This is a genomic window from Nocardioides sp. (genome assembly GCF_036405735.1).
In the GTDB taxonomy this organism is placed as follows: Bacteria; Actinomycetota; Actinomycetes; order Propionibacteriales; family Nocardioidaceae; genus Nocardioides.
In genome coordinates, this window is record NZ_DASWXC010000057.1 from 36,682 (window position 1) to 53,101 (window position 16,420).

General features: G+C 73.3%; 18 protein-coding genes. 3 read left to right on the forward strand and 15 right to left on the reverse strand.

Translation table 11 applies throughout. The features are described 5' to 3' along the window. Nucleotides 1–1,344 (forward strand): hypothetical protein, encoded by a 1,344-nt coding sequence (locus VGE38_RS08785; RefSeq protein ID WP_331142158.1) that lies wholly within the window; start codon nucleotides 1–3, stop codon nucleotides 1,342–1,344. Here VGE38_RS08785 and VGE38_RS08790 read toward each other — a convergent pair. Then, on the reverse strand, nucleotides 1,307–2,611 hold the full coding sequence (locus VGE38_RS08790; protein ID WP_331142159.1) for a CpaE/TadZ family protein: 1,305 nt from the start codon (nucleotides 2,609–2,611) through the stop codon (nucleotides 1,307–1,309). The two genes, VGE38_RS08785 and VGE38_RS08790, sit on opposite strands and share 38 nt — an antisense overlap. Nucleotides 2,612–2,618: 7 nt before the next feature. Beyond that, a complete protein-coding gene (locus tag VGE38_RS08795; protein ID WP_331142160.1) occupies nucleotides 2,619–3,308 on the reverse strand; it encodes a hypothetical protein in 690 nt (229 codons plus the stop codon). A gap of 100 nt (nucleotides 3,309–3,408) precedes the next feature. Here VGE38_RS08795 and VGE38_RS08800 point away from each other — a divergent pair, with 100 nt between their 5' ends. Further along, the gene (locus tag VGE38_RS08800) at nucleotides 3,409–3,663 is read left to right on the forward strand and encodes a helix-turn-helix domain-containing protein (protein ID WP_331142161.1); all 255 of its coding nucleotides are present in this window, start codon (nucleotides 3,409–3,411) and stop codon (nucleotides 3,661–3,663) included. Here the strand turns inward: VGE38_RS08800 and VGE38_RS08805 are convergent. The 3 genes from VGE38_RS08805 to sigE all read right to left on the reverse strand — a co-directional run bounded on the left by VGE38_RS08805 (nucleotide 3,651) and on the right by sigE (nucleotide 6,063). Beyond that, nucleotides 3,651–4,901: a S1C family serine protease gene (locus VGE38_RS08805; protein ID WP_331142162.1), complete on the reverse strand. Its 1,251-nt coding sequence runs from the start codon at nucleotides 4,899–4,901 to the stop codon at nucleotides 3,651–3,653. The genes VGE38_RS08800 and VGE38_RS08805 overlap by 13 nt on opposite strands. Before the next feature lie 80 nt (nucleotides 4,902–4,981). Next, nucleotides 4,982–5,461, reverse strand: a complete 480-nt coding sequence (locus VGE38_RS08810) for a hypothetical protein (protein ID WP_331142163.1) — start codon at nucleotides 5,459–5,461, stop codon at nucleotides 4,982–4,984. Continuing rightward, nucleotides 5,458–6,063 (reverse strand): RNA polymerase sigma factor SigE, encoded by a 606-nt coding sequence (sigE, locus tag VGE38_RS08815; RefSeq protein ID WP_414690914.1) that lies wholly within the window; start codon nucleotides 6,061–6,063, stop codon nucleotides 5,458–5,460. Before sigE ends, VGE38_RS08810 begins: the two co-directional genes overlap by 4 nt. Before the next feature lie 131 nt (nucleotides 6,064–6,194). Between sigE and VGE38_RS08820 the strand changes: the two genes are divergently transcribed. Beyond that, nucleotides 6,195–6,848: an O-methyltransferase gene (locus VGE38_RS08820; protein WP_331142165.1), complete on the forward strand. Its 654-nt coding sequence runs from the start codon at nucleotides 6,195–6,197 to the stop codon at nucleotides 6,846–6,848. Here the strand turns inward: VGE38_RS08820 and VGE38_RS08825 are convergent. The 10 genes from VGE38_RS08825 to ileS form a co-directional block, all read right to left on the reverse strand. Next, nucleotides 6,845–8,434: a leucyl aminopeptidase family protein gene (locus VGE38_RS08825; RefSeq protein WP_331142166.1), complete on the reverse strand. Its 1,590-nt coding sequence runs from the start codon at nucleotides 8,432–8,434 to the stop codon at nucleotides 6,845–6,847. The genes VGE38_RS08820 and VGE38_RS08825 overlap by 4 nt on opposite strands. Beyond that, the gene (locus VGE38_RS08830; protein WP_082574674.1) at nucleotides 8,427–8,594 is read right to left on the reverse strand and encodes a DUF3117 domain-containing protein; all 168 of its coding nucleotides are present in this window, start codon (nucleotides 8,592–8,594) and stop codon (nucleotides 8,427–8,429) included. Before VGE38_RS08830 ends, VGE38_RS08825 begins: the two co-directional genes overlap by 8 nt. A gap of 127 nt (nucleotides 8,595–8,721) precedes the next feature. After that, entirely contained in the window at nucleotides 8,722–9,501 is a 780-nt protein-coding gene (locus tag VGE38_RS08835; RefSeq protein WP_331142167.1) for a M14 family zinc carboxypeptidase, read from the reverse strand. Nucleotides 9,502–9,503: 2 nt separating this feature from the next. Beyond that, nucleotides 9,504–9,938, reverse strand: a complete 435-nt coding sequence (locus tag VGE38_RS08840; RefSeq protein ID WP_331142168.1) for a hypothetical protein — start codon at nucleotides 9,936–9,938, stop codon at nucleotides 9,504–9,506. A 14-nt stretch (nucleotides 9,939–9,952) separates the two neighbouring features. After that, nucleotides 9,953–10,294, reverse strand: coding sequence for a DivIVA domain-containing protein (locus VGE38_RS08845; RefSeq protein WP_331142169.1), 342 nt, complete (start codon nucleotides 10,292–10,294; stop codon nucleotides 9,953–9,955). Between the two features lie 10 nt (nucleotides 10,295–10,304). After that, nucleotides 10,305–11,030: an LOG family protein gene (locus VGE38_RS08850; RefSeq protein WP_331142170.1), complete on the reverse strand. Its 726-nt coding sequence runs from the start codon at nucleotides 11,028–11,030 to the stop codon at nucleotides 10,305–10,307. Further along, on the reverse strand, nucleotides 11,027–12,124 hold the full coding sequence (dapE, locus tag VGE38_RS08855; RefSeq protein ID WP_331142171.1) for a succinyl-diaminopimelate desuccinylase: 1,098 nt from the start codon (nucleotides 12,122–12,124) through the stop codon (nucleotides 11,027–11,029). The genes VGE38_RS08850 and dapE overlap by 4 nt, the downstream gene beginning before the upstream one ends. Before the next feature lie 23 nt (nucleotides 12,125–12,147). Beyond that, nucleotides 12,148–12,447, reverse strand: coding sequence for an AzlD domain-containing protein (locus tag VGE38_RS08860; protein WP_331142172.1), 300 nt, complete (start codon nucleotides 12,445–12,447; stop codon nucleotides 12,148–12,150). Beyond that, nucleotides 12,444–13,157: an AzlC family ABC transporter permease gene (locus tag VGE38_RS08865; protein ID WP_331142173.1), complete on the reverse strand. Its 714-nt coding sequence runs from the start codon at nucleotides 13,155–13,157 to the stop codon at nucleotides 12,444–12,446. The genes VGE38_RS08860 and VGE38_RS08865 overlap by 4 nt, the downstream gene beginning before the upstream one ends. Nucleotides 13,158–13,163: 6 nt before the next feature. After that, nucleotides 13,164–16,406 (reverse strand): isoleucine--tRNA ligase, encoded by a 3,243-nt coding sequence (ileS, locus tag VGE38_RS08870; RefSeq protein ID WP_331142174.1) that lies wholly within the window; start codon nucleotides 16,404–16,406, stop codon nucleotides 13,164–13,166. Between the last annotated feature and the right edge of the window lie 14 nt (nucleotides 16,407–16,420).

A 16,420-nucleotide genomic window follows, 5' to 3' on the forward strand; every position in this document is an offset into this window, starting at 1 on the left:
GTGACACCTGGCGGACTCTCTGCCCACGGCATCGGCGGCGCTCGCGACCTCCCGATCTCGCCCGAGCTGGCGATCGCCGGCGCGGTGGCCGCGCTGACCGTCTCCTTCACGGTCCTCGCGGTCGCCTGGCGCACGCCGCGGTACGACACCGCGACCAGCGGCCGGCCTGCGCCGGCATGGCTCGGCGCGCTCGTCGACTCCACCGGCTGGAAGGTCGGCTGGCGGGTCGTCGGGTTCCTGCTGTTCTGCTACACCGCGATGGTCGCGGTCTTCGGCAAGGACCTGCTGACGAACCCGCTGTTCGGGATCTTCTACGTCTGGTGGTGGGTGGGCCTGGTCCCGCTGTCGCTGTTCCTGGGACCGGTGTGGAAGGCGATCAGCCCGGTCCGGACCATCAACTGGCTCTTCGCGAAGGCGACCGGGGGCGACCCCGAGATCGGCCTCCTGCGCTACCCCGAGCGGCTGGGTTACTGGCCGGCTGCGATCGGTCTGTACCTGTTCGTCTGGATGGAGCTGGTCTACCCGTACTCCACCGAGCTCGGCCCGGTCCGGCTCTGGTGCGCGGCGTACGTCGCCGTCATGCTCATCGGCGGCGCGCTGTTCGGCAACGACTTCTACGAGCGGGCCGACCCGTTCGAGGCCTACAGCTCGCTGGTCGCCAAGCTGTCGGTGTGGGCCCGTCGTGACGGCGCCCTCATCGTCCGCTCCCCGCTGGCGAACCTCGACAGCGTCGTGCCCCGTCGCGGTCTGGTGGCGGTCATGGCCGTGCTGTTCGGGTCGACGGCGTTCGACTCCTTCCACGACTCCCAGCACTGGATCGGCTTCGTCCAGAACAGCGAGTTCATCGCCGACCACTCGTGGGGCCAGCAGCTGGCCGGCAACCTGACGCTGCTCGGCTTCTGCCTGCTCGTCGGCGCCATCTTCATGATCGGCACGATGGCGACCGGCGTCGGTCCCGGCACCGACCGCACGGCCCTGCCCGCGCTGTTCGCGCACTCGATCATCCCGATCATCGTGGGCTACGTCGTCGCGCACTACCTGTCGTACCTCATCGAGGGATCGCAGGCGACGCTGATCAAGGCCTCGGACCCGTTCTCGAACGGGTCGAACTGGTTCGGCACCGCGGACTGGTCGATGAGCTACTACTTCGCCTACCACCCCACGATGCTGGCCAACATCAAGGTCCTCGCCGTCGTGACCGGGCACGTGCTCGGTGTGATCGCCGCCCATGACCGGGCGGTCAAGCTGCTGCCGCGGCGCCATCAGCTCACCGGTCAGCTGCCGCTGCTGTTCGCGATGGTGGGCTTCACCGCCGGCGGGCTGTACCTGCTGTTCGCGAGCTGAGCCGACGGGCCCCCGGCGCCCGCACGAACACGTCGGCGAGCCTGGCGCAGGCACGGCTGAGCGGTGCGTCCGGCGCGGCCTCCGCCAGGCTCCGCCCGGAAGCGACCGCCCGGTCGACGGCCACCCGGTCCTCGGGCAGCAGGTGCAGGCCGGCCGGCTCGACCACCCGGCTCACGGTCGCCGCCACGTCGGCGATGTCGCGGTCCCGCCAGCCCAGGGTCGGCCGGACCCGGTTGACGACGACATGGACCGGCACCGGGACCGGCGCTCCGAGGCCGCGTTCGCGCAGCTCGGCGAGGCCGCGCGCGAGCCGGGTCAGCCCCACGGGGTCGGCCGCGCCCACCACCACCAGATCGTCGGCCGCGTCCAGCGCCTCCAGGGTGAGGTGGTTGCGACCCGGGCGGCCGCCCGGGTCGAGGCCGGGGTCCTCCTCCAGGCAGAACCCGGTGTCGACGACGACATGACCCACCCGGCGGGCCGCCGTCAGCAGCTCCTCGAGGGCGCCGGGCCGCACCTCGGCCCACCGGTCGGCCCGCGGCAGCCCGGTGACCACCGCCAGGTGCGGTCCGACGGCGCGCAGCACGCTGGCCAGCCCGTCGCGCCCGGCCAGCTGGCCGGTGAGCGTCAGCCGGGACGCCCCGAGCAGTCCCGAGACCTCGTCGAGCACGCCGAGCGTCTGGGCCACGGCTCCGCCGTACGGATCGGCGTCGACCAGCACGGTGTCGGCGCTGCGCCGCGCGAGCTCGGCGGCCAGCGCGGTCGCCACCGTGGTCCGCCCGGGCGCGCCGGCCGGGCCCCACACCGCGATCACCCGGCCCCTGGTGCCGCCGGCCGCAGGCACGTCGGTGGCACTTCCGGGCCGACCCGGGTCCACCGCGCCCTGGAGATCACCGGGTTCGTCGGGGTCGCCGGGGTCGGCGGCGGAGGACAGCACCGCGGGAAGCCGGTCCAGGTCGTCGTCGGCGACCACCCGGCCGATGCCGACCCGGGCCGCCCGGGCGGTCGCCGCCTCGCTGCCCGTCGCAGGGACGACGGCGACCGGATGCACGCCGTGGTGGCGCAGGCGCGCCACCACCGTGGCGTCCAGGCCCGGGGCGTCCACGGCGAGCATCGCGACGTCGGACTGTCCGGCCGCTGCCGCGGCCAACAGGTCGTCGACGTCGACGCAGCGCTTGAGCACGACGAGACCGGGCGTGCGCTCCAGACGGGCGAGCGCTGCCGGCTCCCAGTGAGCGCCGGCAGCCAGGATCAGCGCAACGCTCGCCATCGTCCGCTCAGCCCCGCCGCACCACGGTCACCGTCGCCTGCTCGGCGGCACCGAGCAGGGCGAAGAAGTGCTGGGCGTCGGCCTCCGGTACGGCGAGCACGAGCTGTCGCCGCCCGGTGGTCCCGAAGCTCTCCTCGATCGCCGGGGCGGCCACGACGCTGGCGCCCGCCAGCGCCGGCTCGACCTCGCCCGTCCGTGCGCCGGCACCGGCACCGGCCGAGCCGCCGGGCGCGACGACGTAGACGTCCACGACCGCGCCCGCGTCCACCGACGGCGGCACCTGCTCGGGCTCCACCGAGACCGGCAGCTGCACCGTGCCGCTGCGCGCCGCCGACCCCACCGCGGCCCTGGGCAGCAGCTCACCGGAGCCGACGGCCCGCAGCAGCTGACCCTCGGGCAGCGGCCGGTCGGCGCGCAGGTAGGCGGCCAGGCCGTCGCCGTCGGCGAAGCGCACGTGGCGACGCACCAGGTCGACCTCGGCCAAGGACGTCCCGGCGCCCAGGTCGACCTCGGCCGCCCACACCGCGACGGTGTCGTCGGCAGCGCCGACGATGCGCGCGCCAGCCACGACGGAGCCAGCGACCAGCGCCACTCCCACCCACAGCCGAGGGTCGCGCCAGCCGGGGCGCGAGGACCGCTGCGCGACAGGAGCACCGGCCAGCGTGGCCGTACTGAGATACCTCGGATACCTCGCCACGGGCCACATCATGGCCCGGGCCGCTCCACCGTGCCAGGGGCTGTCCACAGGAACGGCGTGGGACCGGCCCGCCGCCACAGGGGGGTGGGATCATGGCGCCATGCCCGGGACGCCGCGCTTCCTGACCCTCGCCGACGTGGCGGAGGTCCTCAACACCTCCAACGCCCAGGTCTATGCCCTGGTGCGGCGCGGCGAGCTGCCCGCGATCAAGCTGGGCGGCCGTGGGCAGTGGCGGGTCGAGCAGAGCAAGCTGGAGGAGTACATCGCCCGGATGTACGAGGAGACCCAGGCGTTCGTGGCGGCCCACCCGTTCGTGGAGGCGGAGCGGGCCGAGGAGGACGCTCAGCCCACCTGACCGCCGAGCGTCAGCTCGACCTCGCGCTCACCATCGCCCCGTCGGACGGTGAACGTGACCGTCTCACCGGGCTGGTGGGTCCGGATGGCGACGATGAGCCCGATGCCGTCGGTGACCCGCATCTGGTCCACCGCGACGATAAGGTCCCCCTTGCGCAGGCCGGCATCGGCGGCGGGGGTTCCGCTCTCGACGTCGACGATCTCGGCGCCGTCGCCACCCTCCTCCCCGGTCTGCACCCGGGCGCCGATCACCGGGTAGCGCGCCTCGCCGGAGGCCAGGATCTGCGCCGCCGTGACCCGCACCTGCTCGATCGGGATGGCGAAGCCGACACCGATGTTGCCCGCGTCGGCCCGGGTGGTGCCGTTCGTCGCGATCGCGGAGTTGACGCCGACGACCTGGCCGACGAGGTTGACCAGCGGCCCGCCGGAGTTGCCCGGGTTGATCGCCGCGTCGGTCTGCACGGCGTTGATGTAGGACAGGTCGTCCTCGCTGTCGCCGGTCGTCACCGGCCGGTGCAGCGCGCTCACGATGCCGGAGGTCACCGTGGAGCTGAGTCCCAGCGGCGACCCGATCGCGACGACCTGCTCGCCCACCCGCAGCGCGGCGGAGGCACCGAGCGCGGCCGGCTTGAGCCCGCGCGCCTCCGGGACCGCCAGCACGGCGAGGTCGTAGACCGGGCTGCGGCCGACGACGCTCGCCTCGAGCCGGTTGCCCTCGTGGTCGACCACCACGATCTCGCCGTCGTCGGCCGCCGCGTCGGCCACCACGTGGTTGTTGGTGACGACGTGACCGGCGTCGTCGAAGACGAAGCCGGACCCGGTCGCTCCAGTGGCGTCGTCCTCGAACTCCGCCACGATCTGGACGGTGGAGGGCAGCAGCGCCTGGGCCACGGCGGGGACGCTGGCGTCCTCCGCCTCGATGGGGGCCGGGCTGACAGGTGCGCCCGTCCCGCCGACGTACGACACCGTCGGGTCGTCGTCGTAGCGCTCCCACAGCGCACCCCCGGCCACGCCGCCGATGCCCCCGACCAGCAGCGCGAGGACGGTGACGGCCGGCCACACCCAGCCGCTGACCCGGCCCCGGGCCGGCTGGGACGGCGGCGGCGGCTGGGGCGGCTGGAGCGGCACGGTCCGGTCATAGGGCGACCACCCCGGCGGCGGTGGCGGCGGCGTTGCGGGGATCGGTCGGTCCCAGGACCGCGGCTCGGTCGGCTCGCCGGTCGGCTGCTGCTCGCTCACCCCGACATTCTCACCACCCCGCCAAGCCACGGCCCCATCGGGCCGTCCTGGGCGGCCCCGGAACCACCCGGGGCACCACCTCAGCGCGAGCGCGGGGCGAGCGTGGGCGTACCGCCGACCGAGGCGATCGAGGTCGACGGCACCGGCCGGTCGGTGGTCGGGGCCGACGCGGGTGCGGCACCGAGGGCGAGCACGCCCATCACGGCCGCGCCCACCGCGCCGCCGCCGATGGCGGCCAGTCCGACGGTACGGCGGCCGCGGTGCGCGTCGGAGAACAGGAACGCGTCGCCCGGCGTCACGGGGAGCCCGCCTCGCAGCGACCCCTTCAGGGCCTCGGGGGCGCCGCCGGCGGAGTCGAAGGACAGGCAGGCCAGCCGGCGCTTGACCCAGCCCTCGCGCTCGACGCGGTCACGGCACGCGTGGCACCCGTGGACGTGCGCCCAGGCGCGGTCGGCCTCCTCGGCCGAGAGCTGCTCGTCGAGCAGCGCGGTGACCCGTGCCCCGGACAGGTGCCCGCCGGGGAAGTGCCCGCCGGAGAAGGAGCCGAGCCCTCCGATCACGACCGGCCCCACAGCACGCTCGGGCCGGAGTACCGGAGCCGGCCGGCACGCGGCGCCCGGTGGGCGAGCGCCTCGCGGAGCATGGCGCGGCCACGGTGGATCCGGGACCGCACGGTGCCGAGCTTGGCGCCGAGGATCTGCGCGATCTCCTCGTAGGAGAGGCCCTCGACGTCGCAGAGGACGACCGCCGCCCGGAAGTCCGGCGGCAGGGTCGCGAGGGCACGCTCGATGTCGTCGTCGAACCGCTGGTCGGCGTACGCCGCCTCGGGGGCCGCCTCGTTGGAGGTGAGCCGGTCGGCGCGCTCGTCGGACAGCGCGTCGAACCGGATCCGCTGCTTGCGACGGGCCTGGTCGAGGAAGAGGTTGGTGGTGATCCGGTGCAGCCAGCCCTCGAACGTGCCGGGCGTGTAGGTGTCCAGCGAGCGGAAGACCCGCACGAAGACCTCCTGCGTGAGGTCCTCGGCGTCGAGCCGGTTGCCGGTCAGCCGGTAGGCCAGCCGGTAGACCCGGTCGGAGTGCAGCTCGACGATCTCGTCCCATGACGGGACCCCGGATGAGCCCCCGGATGAGCCCGGCCCGCTGAGACTCGTCTGCTCGGTCACGTGCGCCACGCTAGGCGTCCTTCCTGAAGGAACCCTGTGAACCATCTCGGAACCAACCTTCTGTGTGCCCAACGACAGACCGGGCCGGTTCGTTCCCCGGCTCCGCGCGGGTTCCGCGTTAGGTTTCTCCCGTGAGACCTGAGCCGATCAGCCCCGCGAGCTGGACCTACGCCGACGAGTTCGTCGGCGAGGACGACGTCCTGGCGGCCGCCCGCGCCCGCGCGGAGGAGGTCGGCGTGACGCCGATCGGCTCCGGCGCCGGGGCCGCGCTGCGGTTCCTCGCCTCGGTCCTCGACGCTCGCGCGGTGGTCGAGATCGGCACCGGCACCGGCGTGTCCGGGCTGTGGCTGCTGCGCGGCATGCGCGCCGACGGCGTGCTCACGACCGTCGACATCGAGGCCGAGCACCAGCGCCTGGCCCGCCAGACGTTCACCGACGCCGGCATCGCGCCCCAGCGGGCCCGCACGATCTCCGGGGCCGCGCTGGACGTGCTGCCGCGCCTGACGGACCGCCACTACGACATCGTCTTCGTCGACGGCGACAAGCGTGAGTACGCCGACTACCTCACCGAGGCGCTGCGGCTGCTGCGTCCCGGTGGCGTCGTCGCGTTCGACAACGCGCTGTGGCACGACCGGGTCGCCGACCCAGCCCAGCGCGACGAGGAGACCGTCGCGATCCGGGCGCTGGGACGCGCGGTCAGCTCCCACGAGAGCCTGGTGCCGCTGCTGCTGCCGGTCGGCGACGGTCTGCTGCTCGCCAAGAAGGAGTGGACCCCGGAGGCCTAGCCGTGATGTCCGGGGACGCCGGCCAGCGGATCGGGTGAGCCGAGCCAGGTCAGCAGTGCCCGGGCGCCGTACCCGGTCGGGCCGGGCGTCCACTCGTCGCGGTCCTCGGGGGCGTCGCCGACCGAGGCCAGGTCGAGGTGCACCCACGGGACGTCCCCGGTGAAGTGCCGCAGGAAGAGCGCGGCCGTGATCGCGCCCGGTCCCCCGCCGGCGTTGTCGGCGTCGGCGACCTTGGAGGCGAGCTTGTCCTCGTAGGCGGCGGTCAGCGGCATCCGCCACACCGGCTCGCCGGCGGCCTCGGCGGCCGCCTCGATCGCGGCGGCCAGGGCGTCGTCGTCGGCGAAGTAGCCGCCGATGTGCTGGCCGAGAGCCACCTTGATGGCGCCCGTCAGGGTCGCGACGTCGACCAGCGCGGCGGGCTTGATCTCGGCGACGGCGTACGCGAGGGCGTCGGCCAGCACCAGCCGACCCTCGGCGTCGGTGTTGGTGACCTCGGAGGTGCGCCCCTGGCGATCGGGGCCACCGGGACGGTCCCCGGGGTAGTGCCGGATCACGTCGCCGGGTCGCAGGGACGTGCCGGAGATGGCGTTCTCGGCGGCCGGGATGAGCCCCACGACCCGCACCGGGCAGTCGACGGCGGCCAGGGCGGCCATCGTGGCGAGGACGACGGCGCCTCCGGTCATGTCGCGCTTCATGGTCGCCATCGCCTCGCCCGGCTTGATCGAGAGACCGCCGGTGTCGAAGGTGATGCCCTTGCCGACCAGGACGACGGTCGGGGTCCTCCGCCCTGCCTTGCGGGGCTGGTAGTCGAGCCGCACCAGCCGCGGCGGCGTCGCGGAGCCCTGGCCCACGCCGAGGATGCCGCCGAAGCCCTCGGCGGCCAACTGCTCCTCGTCCCAGACCTTCACGGCGAGACCCGCCTCGGCGGCCACGGCGACCGCCTGGTCGGCCAGCCAGGGCGGGTTCTTCAGGTTGGACGGCACGGTGGCCCAGAAGCGGGCCCGCCAGCTCGCGCCGGCGATCGCGACGGCGCGGGCCAGCGCCGCGTCGTACGACGGCCCGAGGCCCGCCAGCACGACGGTGCCGACCGGTGTGTGCTCCGGCCCCGCGGCGCGCCAGGCGAACCCGAAGGAGCCCAGCACGGCGCCCGCGACGAACGCCTCGAGCGCGACGTCCGGGTCGACGGCCGGGATGCTCGTGGCGACGCTCTCGCGGTCGCGCACCGCCCGGGCCATGGCGGCCCCGGCGCGGCGGAAGTCCTGGTGGCGCTGGGCGCCGACGCCGACGAGCAGCACCCGGCGCAGCGACGGCGCACCGGGGGTGCCGTCGGGCACGACGTGGCTGACGATCTCACCGGCGGCGCCGGTGGCGTGCTCGGCCTCGAGCACGCCGAGCAGGTCGAGCTCCTCGGCGAGGGTCGCGGCGCCCGGCCCGAGCACCAGCGCCCCGGTCTCCTCGGCGGGCAGCACGGGCAGCGCCACGATCTCGGCACCGGTGCCGGCCGGGTCACGGTCGTCGAGGACGACCACTGGCGGGGTCACCTGCGGCGGGAGCACGGGGGTCGGCGGCAGGGCCGACTCAGCCAACGACGTCCTTCAGGGCGTCACCGAGCGCACCGGCCTCCTCGGCGTTGAGCTCGACCACGAGGCGACCGCCGCCCTCGAGAGGGACGCGCATGACGATGCCGCGACCTTCCTTCGTGACCTCCAGCGGACCGTCCCCTGTCCGCGGCTTCATCGCCGCCATGCGGCACCTCTTCCCTTGGTGGCAGTCATCGTGAAACCCCCCGGATCCACGCGGTGGGGGACCATTATCCCCTATCGCGGTGGCGGCCTGTCACCCCGGCCCGTCCTGCCGGCCGGTCCCACCGCCGCTAACGACCGGCGCCGAAGACCCGCAGCACCCGCCGGGCGACCGGGCCGCGCAGCTCGCGCAGGGCGGGCCGGGCGCCGTACTCCACCGTCAGTGCCACGCCGCGGAAGGTGGCGTTGAACCACATCGTCATGGTGCCGCGACAGCCGCCGTTGCAGCTGAAGGTCTTGCGCGGGAGTCGCAGCGTGCGCGCGACCCGCTGGGCGAAGGCCGGACGCTTCGCCAAGGTGTCCACGCCGTGCAGCGGTTGGTGGAAGCTCAGGACGTAGTCGGGGTCGACGCGCCTCAGGAACCGCATCATCGCCCTGGTCTCCGGCTCCGAGGCCGGCGCCCGGCCCGAGTCGTACCGGCCCTCCGCCCGGCGCCACCGGGTGGGGTAGTTGCGGTTGAGGTCGACGCCGCGGGCGTTGTGGCGGGTGGCGCGGGCGAAGCCGTCGGGGTTGTACGTCGGCACCACCCACAGGTCGACGCCGCGCACCGGCGCGCCGTCGCGCAGGCTGGTGAGGATGTGGCGGGTGCGCCGCTCGTCGCCGTGCATGGTCGAGACGAGCACGACGGTCGGCACGCCGGGCCCCGGCTGGCCGAGGTGGAAGGCGGGGATCGCCCGGCCTCTGACCGAACGCCCGATCACCTCGGTCCCGATCACCGCCCGGCCGGGAGCGACGGCGGTGTCAGCGGAGCCCGCGGGGTCGGCGACCGCGGGCGGCGGCGCGGCGACCGGCACCGCCAGGCCGGCGCCGAGCAGCGTCGCCGCGGCCAGCCGCACCCGGACGCCCCGCACGCTCAGACCGCCCCGGTGACGTAGGCCCAGGTGAAGAAGCAGACGCCGAGGAACATGCCCACGTGGGCGAGCAGCGACAGCCCGGGGCCCCGCGTCCAGGAGTCCGCAGCAGGGGAGGCGGTGCGGGCGGCCCGCTTGCCGCGGCTGCGGCTCGGCATCCACCGCATCATGATGACCAGGCCGGCCAGGCTGACGACCCACCAGCAGCCGAGCGCGACCACTCCGACCAGCGACCCGCCCGCCGTCGTGTCGCCGGGCGCGACGAGGAAGACGGTCCAGATCACGACGCCGAGCATCCCCAGCCAGGTGTGGGAGGCGAGCAGCGTCCCCGGGTGGCTGGCCGCCAGCCGCAGCCGGGTCAGGACGACGACGAGGGCCGCCAGCCCCGTCAGGACGTAGGCGACCACGACAACGGGGTCGGCGGTGGCACTGGACACAGCCGGCAATGCTCCTATGCGTCCGGTCGCTCGACAAACCCGGGTCCGGGAGCCGGGTCCTCGGCGGCCCCGTCGTGAACCCCGTCGTGAGCCCCGTCGCGGGCCCCGTCGCGAGCCTCGTCGAGCTCGCGGGCGAGCCGGTCCAGCAACGCGTCGACCTCGGCCGCCCGGTAGCCGCGGAAGGCCGTGGAGAAGCGGACCCGGCGCAGGTCCTCACCGCCCAGCGGACGGCCGGCCGGGACGAGGGCGTCGGGCCGGTCGTCGTACGCCGGAGCGAGGGGCTCCCCCCGGCCGGCGGCGACGACCGCCACGCCGCCGAGGAGGAGCACCAGCAGGACCGCGAAGACCCACGTCATCATCGGGCCGTCACCGGGCGTCGCGCGCCTTCACCATGAGCTCGACCATCTCCTCGACGTCGTCGGTGACGGTCAGCATGTCGATGTCGTCCTCGCGGATGCGGGCGTCGGAGAGCATCGTGCCGCGCATCCAGTCGATCAGCCCGCTCCAGTGCTCCGCGCCCATCAGCACGATCGGGAACTGCGTGATCTTCCGGGTCTGCACCAGCGTCATCGCCTCGAACAGCTCGTCGAGGGTGCCGAGACCGCCGGGCATGACGACGTACCCCTGGGAGTACTTGACGAACATCGTCTTGCGGACGAAGAAGTAGCGGAAGTTGAGCCCGAAGGTGACGTGGTCGTTGAGCCGTGCCTCCCAGGGCAGCTCGATGCCGAGCCCGATGCTCTGGCCACCGGCCTCCCGGGCCCCGAGGTTGGCGGCCTCCATCGCGCCGGGACCGCCGCCGGTGATGACCGCGAAGCCGGCCTCGGCGAGTGCGGCGCCCACCTTGGTGCCCAACGCGTACATCGGGTGGTCGGCCGGCGTGCGGGCGGAGCCGAAGACCGAGATGGCCGGGCCGATCTCGGCGAGGTCGTTGAAGCCCTCGACGAACTCGGCCTGGATCTTCATCACCCGCCACGGGTCGGTGTGGACCCAGTCGCTCGGGCCGCGGGTGTCGAGCAGCCGCTGGTCGTTGGTGCTGCCGTCCGGCCGGCCGGCGGTCGGCTTCGGGCCATGTCCAGTGCGTCGCGTCATCGCTGCTCCCCCTGGGTCTGCTCGTCGGTGAGCCAGGCGCGCAACGCCCGCTCGCAGTGCTCGATCTGGGCGACCGGCACGTGCTCGTCCTGCTTGTGGGCGTACGCCGGGTCCCCGGGCCCGAAGTTGACCGCCGGCACACCGAGCACCGTGAAGCGGGCGACGTCGGTCCAGCCGAACTTCGGCCGCACCTCCCCGCTGCCCATCGCCTGGACCGCCGCCACGAACGCCTTGGCGGCCGGCCGGTCCAGCCCGGGCAGCGCTCCCGGCGCGGAGTCGGTCACCCGGACGTCGTACCCCTCGAAGAAGTCGCGGACGAAGGCGAGCGCCTCCGCCTCGCTCCGGTCGGGGGCGAAGCGGTAGTTCACCGTGACCACGCACTCATCGGGGATGACGTTGCCCGCGACGCCGCCGGAGACGAACACCGCGTTGAGGCCCTCGTGGTACTCCAGCCCGTCGATGACCGGCCGCCGCGGCTCGTAGGCCTCCAGCCGCCGCAGCACCTCACCGGCGCGGTGGATCGCGTTGACGCCGCGCCAGCTGCGCGCGGAGTGGGCGCGCTCGCCCACGGTGCGGACCTCGACGCGCAGGGTGCCCTGGCAGCCGGCCTCGACGCCGCCGTCGGAGGGCTCCATGAGGATCGCGAAGTCGGCGGCGAGCAGCTCGGGGTGATGCTGGCCGAGCTTGTTGAGCCCGTTGTGCTCGGCCTCGATCTCCTCGGCCTCGTAGAGCACGTAGGTCACGTCGCGCACCGGCGCCGCCAGCGTGGCGGCCAGGCGGAGGATGACCGCGTCCCCGCCCTTCATGTCGCAGCTGCCCAGGCCGTGCAGGACACCGTCCTCCAGCCGGCTCGGCAGGTTGCCGTTGACCGGGACCGTGTCGAGGTGTCCGGCGATGACGACCCGCTCTGGCCGTCCCAGCTCGGTGCGCGCGACGATGGTGTGGCCGTAGCGGCTGACGACCAGGTGCGGCAGCGCCCGCAGCGCGGCCTCGACCGCGTCGGCGATCGGCCCCTCGTCACGGCTCACCGACTCGATGTCGACCAGCTGCCGGGTCAGAGTGACCACGTCGGTCGTCAGGTCCAGCGCAGGCATGGCGCTAGTCAACCATCCGCGGCTCAGAGCAGCCGGACCAGAGCCGCGACCAGCGCGGCGCCGCCCACGACGACCAGGAACGGCGCCCGCAGCACGAGCAGCGCGACGGCGGCGGCCAACCCCGCCACACGGGCGTCGAGGACCAGCGCCCGGCCGTCCGCGAGCACCTGGACGGCGACCAGCGCGCCGAGCAGGGCGGGCGGGATCAGCGCCGCGATCCGGTCCGTGGCCGGGTGACGCAGGATCCGCTCGGGCACCGAGAGGCCGCCGAGCTTCAGCGCGTAGCAGCCCACCGCCGTCACGGCGATCGCGAGCCAGATCACGGCGACTCCTCCCCGGGCACCTGACGTCTCTTACCGCGATCCCGCGTGTCGCGGTTGAAGATGTCAGGTGCCAGCCCCAGCAGCACCGCCACGGCGCCGCCGGCGATGATCGGCACGCCGGCACCGGTGAGCGGGACCAGCCCGGTCGCCACCGCGGCCCCGACCACGGCCACCACCCGTTGGGGCGCCGCGGTCAGCCGCGGCCACAGCAAGGCGAGGAAGGCGGCCCCGACGGCGGCGTCGAGGCCGAAGGTGCGCGGGTCCCCGATCGCGCTGCCGGCCAGCGCCCCGGCCAGCGTCATCAGGTTCCACAGCACGAACACCGACCACCCGGTCAGCCGGAAGGCCAGCCGCGCGTCGGCCTCGTCGCCCTGGCCCAGCGACATGGCGGTCGACTCGTCGATCACCACCTGGGCGTGGACCAGCCGGCGCCACCCCCGCAGCCGCAGCCGCGGGGCGAGCGTCACGCCGTAGAACAGGTTCCGGCTGCCGAGCAGGACCGCGGTCAGCGACCCGGCCAGCGGCGCGCCGCCGGCTGCCACCACCCCGACGAAGGCGAACTGCGAGGCGCCCGTGAAGACCAGCACCGAGAGCGCACAGGCCTGCCAGACGTCGAGCCCGGACGCCGTCGCGACAGCGCCGAACGAGACGCCGTACAGACCGGTCGCGATCCCGACGCCGAGGGAGTCCGCGACGACCTTGCGCGCCACCCGCCCTCAGGCCTTGGCCAGTGAGACGGTGGCCATCTCACCGCCGCCGAGCGCGACCTCCGTGCCGTTCATCGTCTCGACGACCTCGTACGACGTCGCGAGGGTCTCCCCCGCGATCAGCCGCTCGTGGGCGCGGACCGCGGCGACCACCGCCGGGGTGCCGCCGAGCACGAGCCGGATCCGGTCGGTGACCTCCAGACCGGCGTCCTTGCGGTGCTGCTGCACGGCGCGCACGACGTCGCGGGCCAGGCCCTCCGCGGCGAGCTCGTCGGTCACGACCGTGTCGAGCACGACGAAGCCGCCGCCCGGCAGCATCCCGACGGCGACGTCGTCGGACGCCGCCCCGGCGACCGTCTCGAGGGTGTACTCCCCCTCGACCAGCGCCAGTCCGCCCGCCACGACCGTGCCGTCGGGCTGTACCGACCAGTCGCCGCTCTTGGAGCCCTTGATCGCCAGCTGGACGTCCTTGCCCAGCCGCGGCCCGGCGGCCCGCGCGTTGACGGTCAGCCTCTGCGCCACGCCGTACTGCGACGCCTCGTCGCTCTCGGCCGCGATCACGCGGACCTGCTTGACGTTGACCTCGCTCCGGACGATCGCGGTCGCGATCTCCTCGAACGTCCCGGCGAGCGCGTCCGCACCCACCACCGTCAGCGTCGCCAGCGGGAGCCGGTTGCGCAGCTGCCGCGCCTTGCGCAGCGCCGAGGTGGCCGAGCAGACGTCGCGGACGCTGTCCATCGCGGTCACCAGCGCGTGGTCCTCGGGAAGCGACTCCGCCGCCGGCCAGTCGGTCAGGTGCACCGAACGCTCGCCGGTCAGCCCGCGCCAGATCTCCTCGGTCGTCAGCGGGAGCAGCGGCGCCACCACCCGGCAGGTGATCTCCAGGACGGTGTAGAGGGTGTCGAACGCGGCCCGGTCGTCGCTCCAGAACCGGTCCCGGCTGCGCCGGATGTACCAGTTCGTCAGGACCTCCAGGAACCGCTGCGTGGTCTCGCAGGCGTCGGCGATGGAGTAGTTGTCCATCGCCTCGGTCATCGCGGCGACGTACTCCCGCGTCTTGGCGAGGACGTAGCGGTCCAGCGGGTCCTCGCTGGCCGTCGACCACTGCGCCTCGATGCCGGCCGCGTTGGCGTAGAGCTGGAAGAAGTACCAGCTGTTCCACAGCGGGATCATCACCTGCCGCACCGAGTCGCGGATGCCCTGCTCGGTGACGACCAGGTTGCCGCCGCGCAGGATCGGCGAGGACATCAGGAACCAGCGCATCGCGTCGGCGCCGTCGCGGTCGAAGACCTCGGAGACGTCGGGGTAGTTGCGCAGGCTCTTGGACATCTTGTTGCCGTCGCTGCCGAGCACGATGCCGTGGCTGATGCAGCTCTGGAACGCCGGACGGTCGAAGAGCGCCGTGGCGAGGATGTGCAGCGTGTAGAACCAGCCTCGCGTCTGGCCGATGTACTCGACGATGAAGTCGGCCGGGAAGTGGTGCTCGAACCACTCCTCGTTCTCGAACGGCACGTGGCTCTGGGCGAACGACATCGAGCCGGAGTCGAACCACACGTCGAGCACGTCGGCGACGCGGCGCATCGTGCTCTTGACCCCCTCAGGACGCGGGTCGTCCGGGTTCGGGCGGGTCAGGTCGTCGACCCACGGCCGGTGCAGGTCCGGCTCCCCGGCGGCGTTGCGCGGCAACCGGCCGAAGTCGCGCTCCATCTCCTCGAAGGAGCCGTAGACGTCGATGCGCGGGTACGCCGGGTCGTCGCTCTTCCACACCGGCACCGGGCTGCCCCAGAACCGGTTGCGGGTGATCGACCAGTCGCGGGCGTTCTCCAGCCACTTGCCGAACTGGCCGTCCTGGATGTGGTCGGGGGTCCAGCGGATCTGCTGGTTGAGCTCCAGCATCCGGTCCTTGAACTTGGTGACCTCGACGAACCAGGAGCTCACGCCCTTGTAGATCAGTGGCTCACGGCAGCGCCAGCAGTGCGGGTAGGAGTGGTCGTAGGACTCGCGGCGCAGCAGGACCGTTCCCGGCGTGACCGAGCCCGCGGGCTCCCCCTTCGTCGCGGCCTTGAGGTCGTCGATGATGAAGCTGTTGGCATCGAAGACCAGCATGCCGGCGTACTCCTCGACGGGGTGCGTGAAGCGCCCGTCCTTGCCCACCGGCATGACGGGGGCGATGTTCTCGCGGTCGGTGACCTCCTTGTCGACCTCGCCGAAGGCGCCGGCGGAGTGGACGAGGCCGGAGCCGTCGGTGGTGGTGACCGCCTCGTCGGCGGCCACGACGCGGAACGCGTTCGCGTGGTCGGCGAAGTAGCGGAACGGCGGCGCGTAGGTCAGCCCGACCAGGTCGGCGCCGGTGCCGCGCCAGGTGATCGTCGCTGCCTCGGCGTCCGGGAAGAGCTCCTTCTGGTACGCCGGCACGCGGGCCTCGGCGAGCAGGAACGTGGTGCCGTCCCGCTCGACGCCGACGTAGTCGATCTCGGAGCCGACCATGACCGCCAGGTTGCTCGGCAGCGTCCACGGCGTCGTGGTCCAGATCAGCAGCTTCGCGCCGTGCAGCTCGCCCGGGGTCGTGACGTCGAAGCCGACGGTGACGGCCGGGTCCTGCCGCATCTGGTAGACGTCGTCGTCCATCCGCAGCTCGTGGTTGGACAGCGGCGTCTCGTCGTTCCAGCAGTAGGGCAGGACGCGGAAGCCCTCGTAGACCAGGCCCTTGTCGAACAGGCTCTTGAAGGCCCACATGACCGACTCCATGAACTCGGGGTTCATGGTCTTGTAGTCGTTGTCGAAGTCCACCCAGCGCGCCTGGCGGGTGACGTAGTCGCGCCACTCGCCGGTGTACTTCAGCACCGAGGCACGGCAGGCGTCGTTGAACTTGTCGATGCCCATCTCGACGATCTCGTCGGTGGTCTTGATGCCGCCCTGGCGCATCGCCTCGAGCTCGGCGGGCAGGCCGTGGGTGTCCCAGCCGAAGCGGCGCTCGACACGCTTGCCGCGCATGGTCTGGTAGCGCGGGACGATGTCCTTGACGTAGCCGGTGAGCAGGTGGCCGTAGTGCGGCAGCCCGTTGGCGAACGGCGGACCGTCGTAGAAGACGAACTCGTTGCTGCCGTTCTCCCCCGCCTCGCGCTGCTCGACACTGGCCTGGAACGTGCCGTCCTCGTCCCAGTAGGCCAGCACCCGCTCCTCGATCGCGGGGAACCGCGGGGAGGCCGGGACGGCGTGGGTCGGGTCGGTGGTGACCTTGGGGTAGGTCATCGAGGCATCTCCTG

What these genes read in the sequence shown, in the direction of transcription:
- VGE38_RS08790 (WP_331142159.1), bottom strand. Translation starts at nt 2,611, where the DNA reads ATGGCGAGCGTTGCGCTGATCCTGGCTGCCGGCGCTCACTGGGAGCCG.
- VGE38_RS08800 (WP_331142161.1), top strand. Translation starts at nt 3,409, where the DNA reads ATGCCCGGGACGCCGCGCTTCCTGACCCTCGCCGACGTGGCGGAGGTC.
- VGE38_RS08830 (WP_082574674.1), bottom strand. Translation starts at nt 8,594, where the DNA reads ATGGCGGCGATGAAGCCGCGGACAGGGGACGGTCCGCTGGAGGTCACG.
- VGE38_RS08845 (WP_331142169.1), bottom strand. Translation starts at nt 10,294, where the DNA reads ATGACGTGGGTCTTCGCGGTCCTGCTGGTGCTCCTCCTCGGCGGCGTG.
- VGE38_RS08850 (WP_331142170.1), bottom strand. Translation starts at nt 11,030, where the DNA reads ATGACGCGACGCACTGGACATGGCCCGAAGCCGACCGCCGGCCGGCCG.
- dapE (WP_331142171.1), bottom strand. Translation starts at nt 12,124, where the DNA reads ATGCCTGCGCTGGACCTGACGACCGACGTGGTCACTCTGACCCGGCAG.
- ileS (WP_331142174.1), bottom strand. Translation starts at nt 16,406, where the DNA reads ATGACCTACCCCAAGGTCACCACCGACCCGACCCACGCCGTCCCGGCC.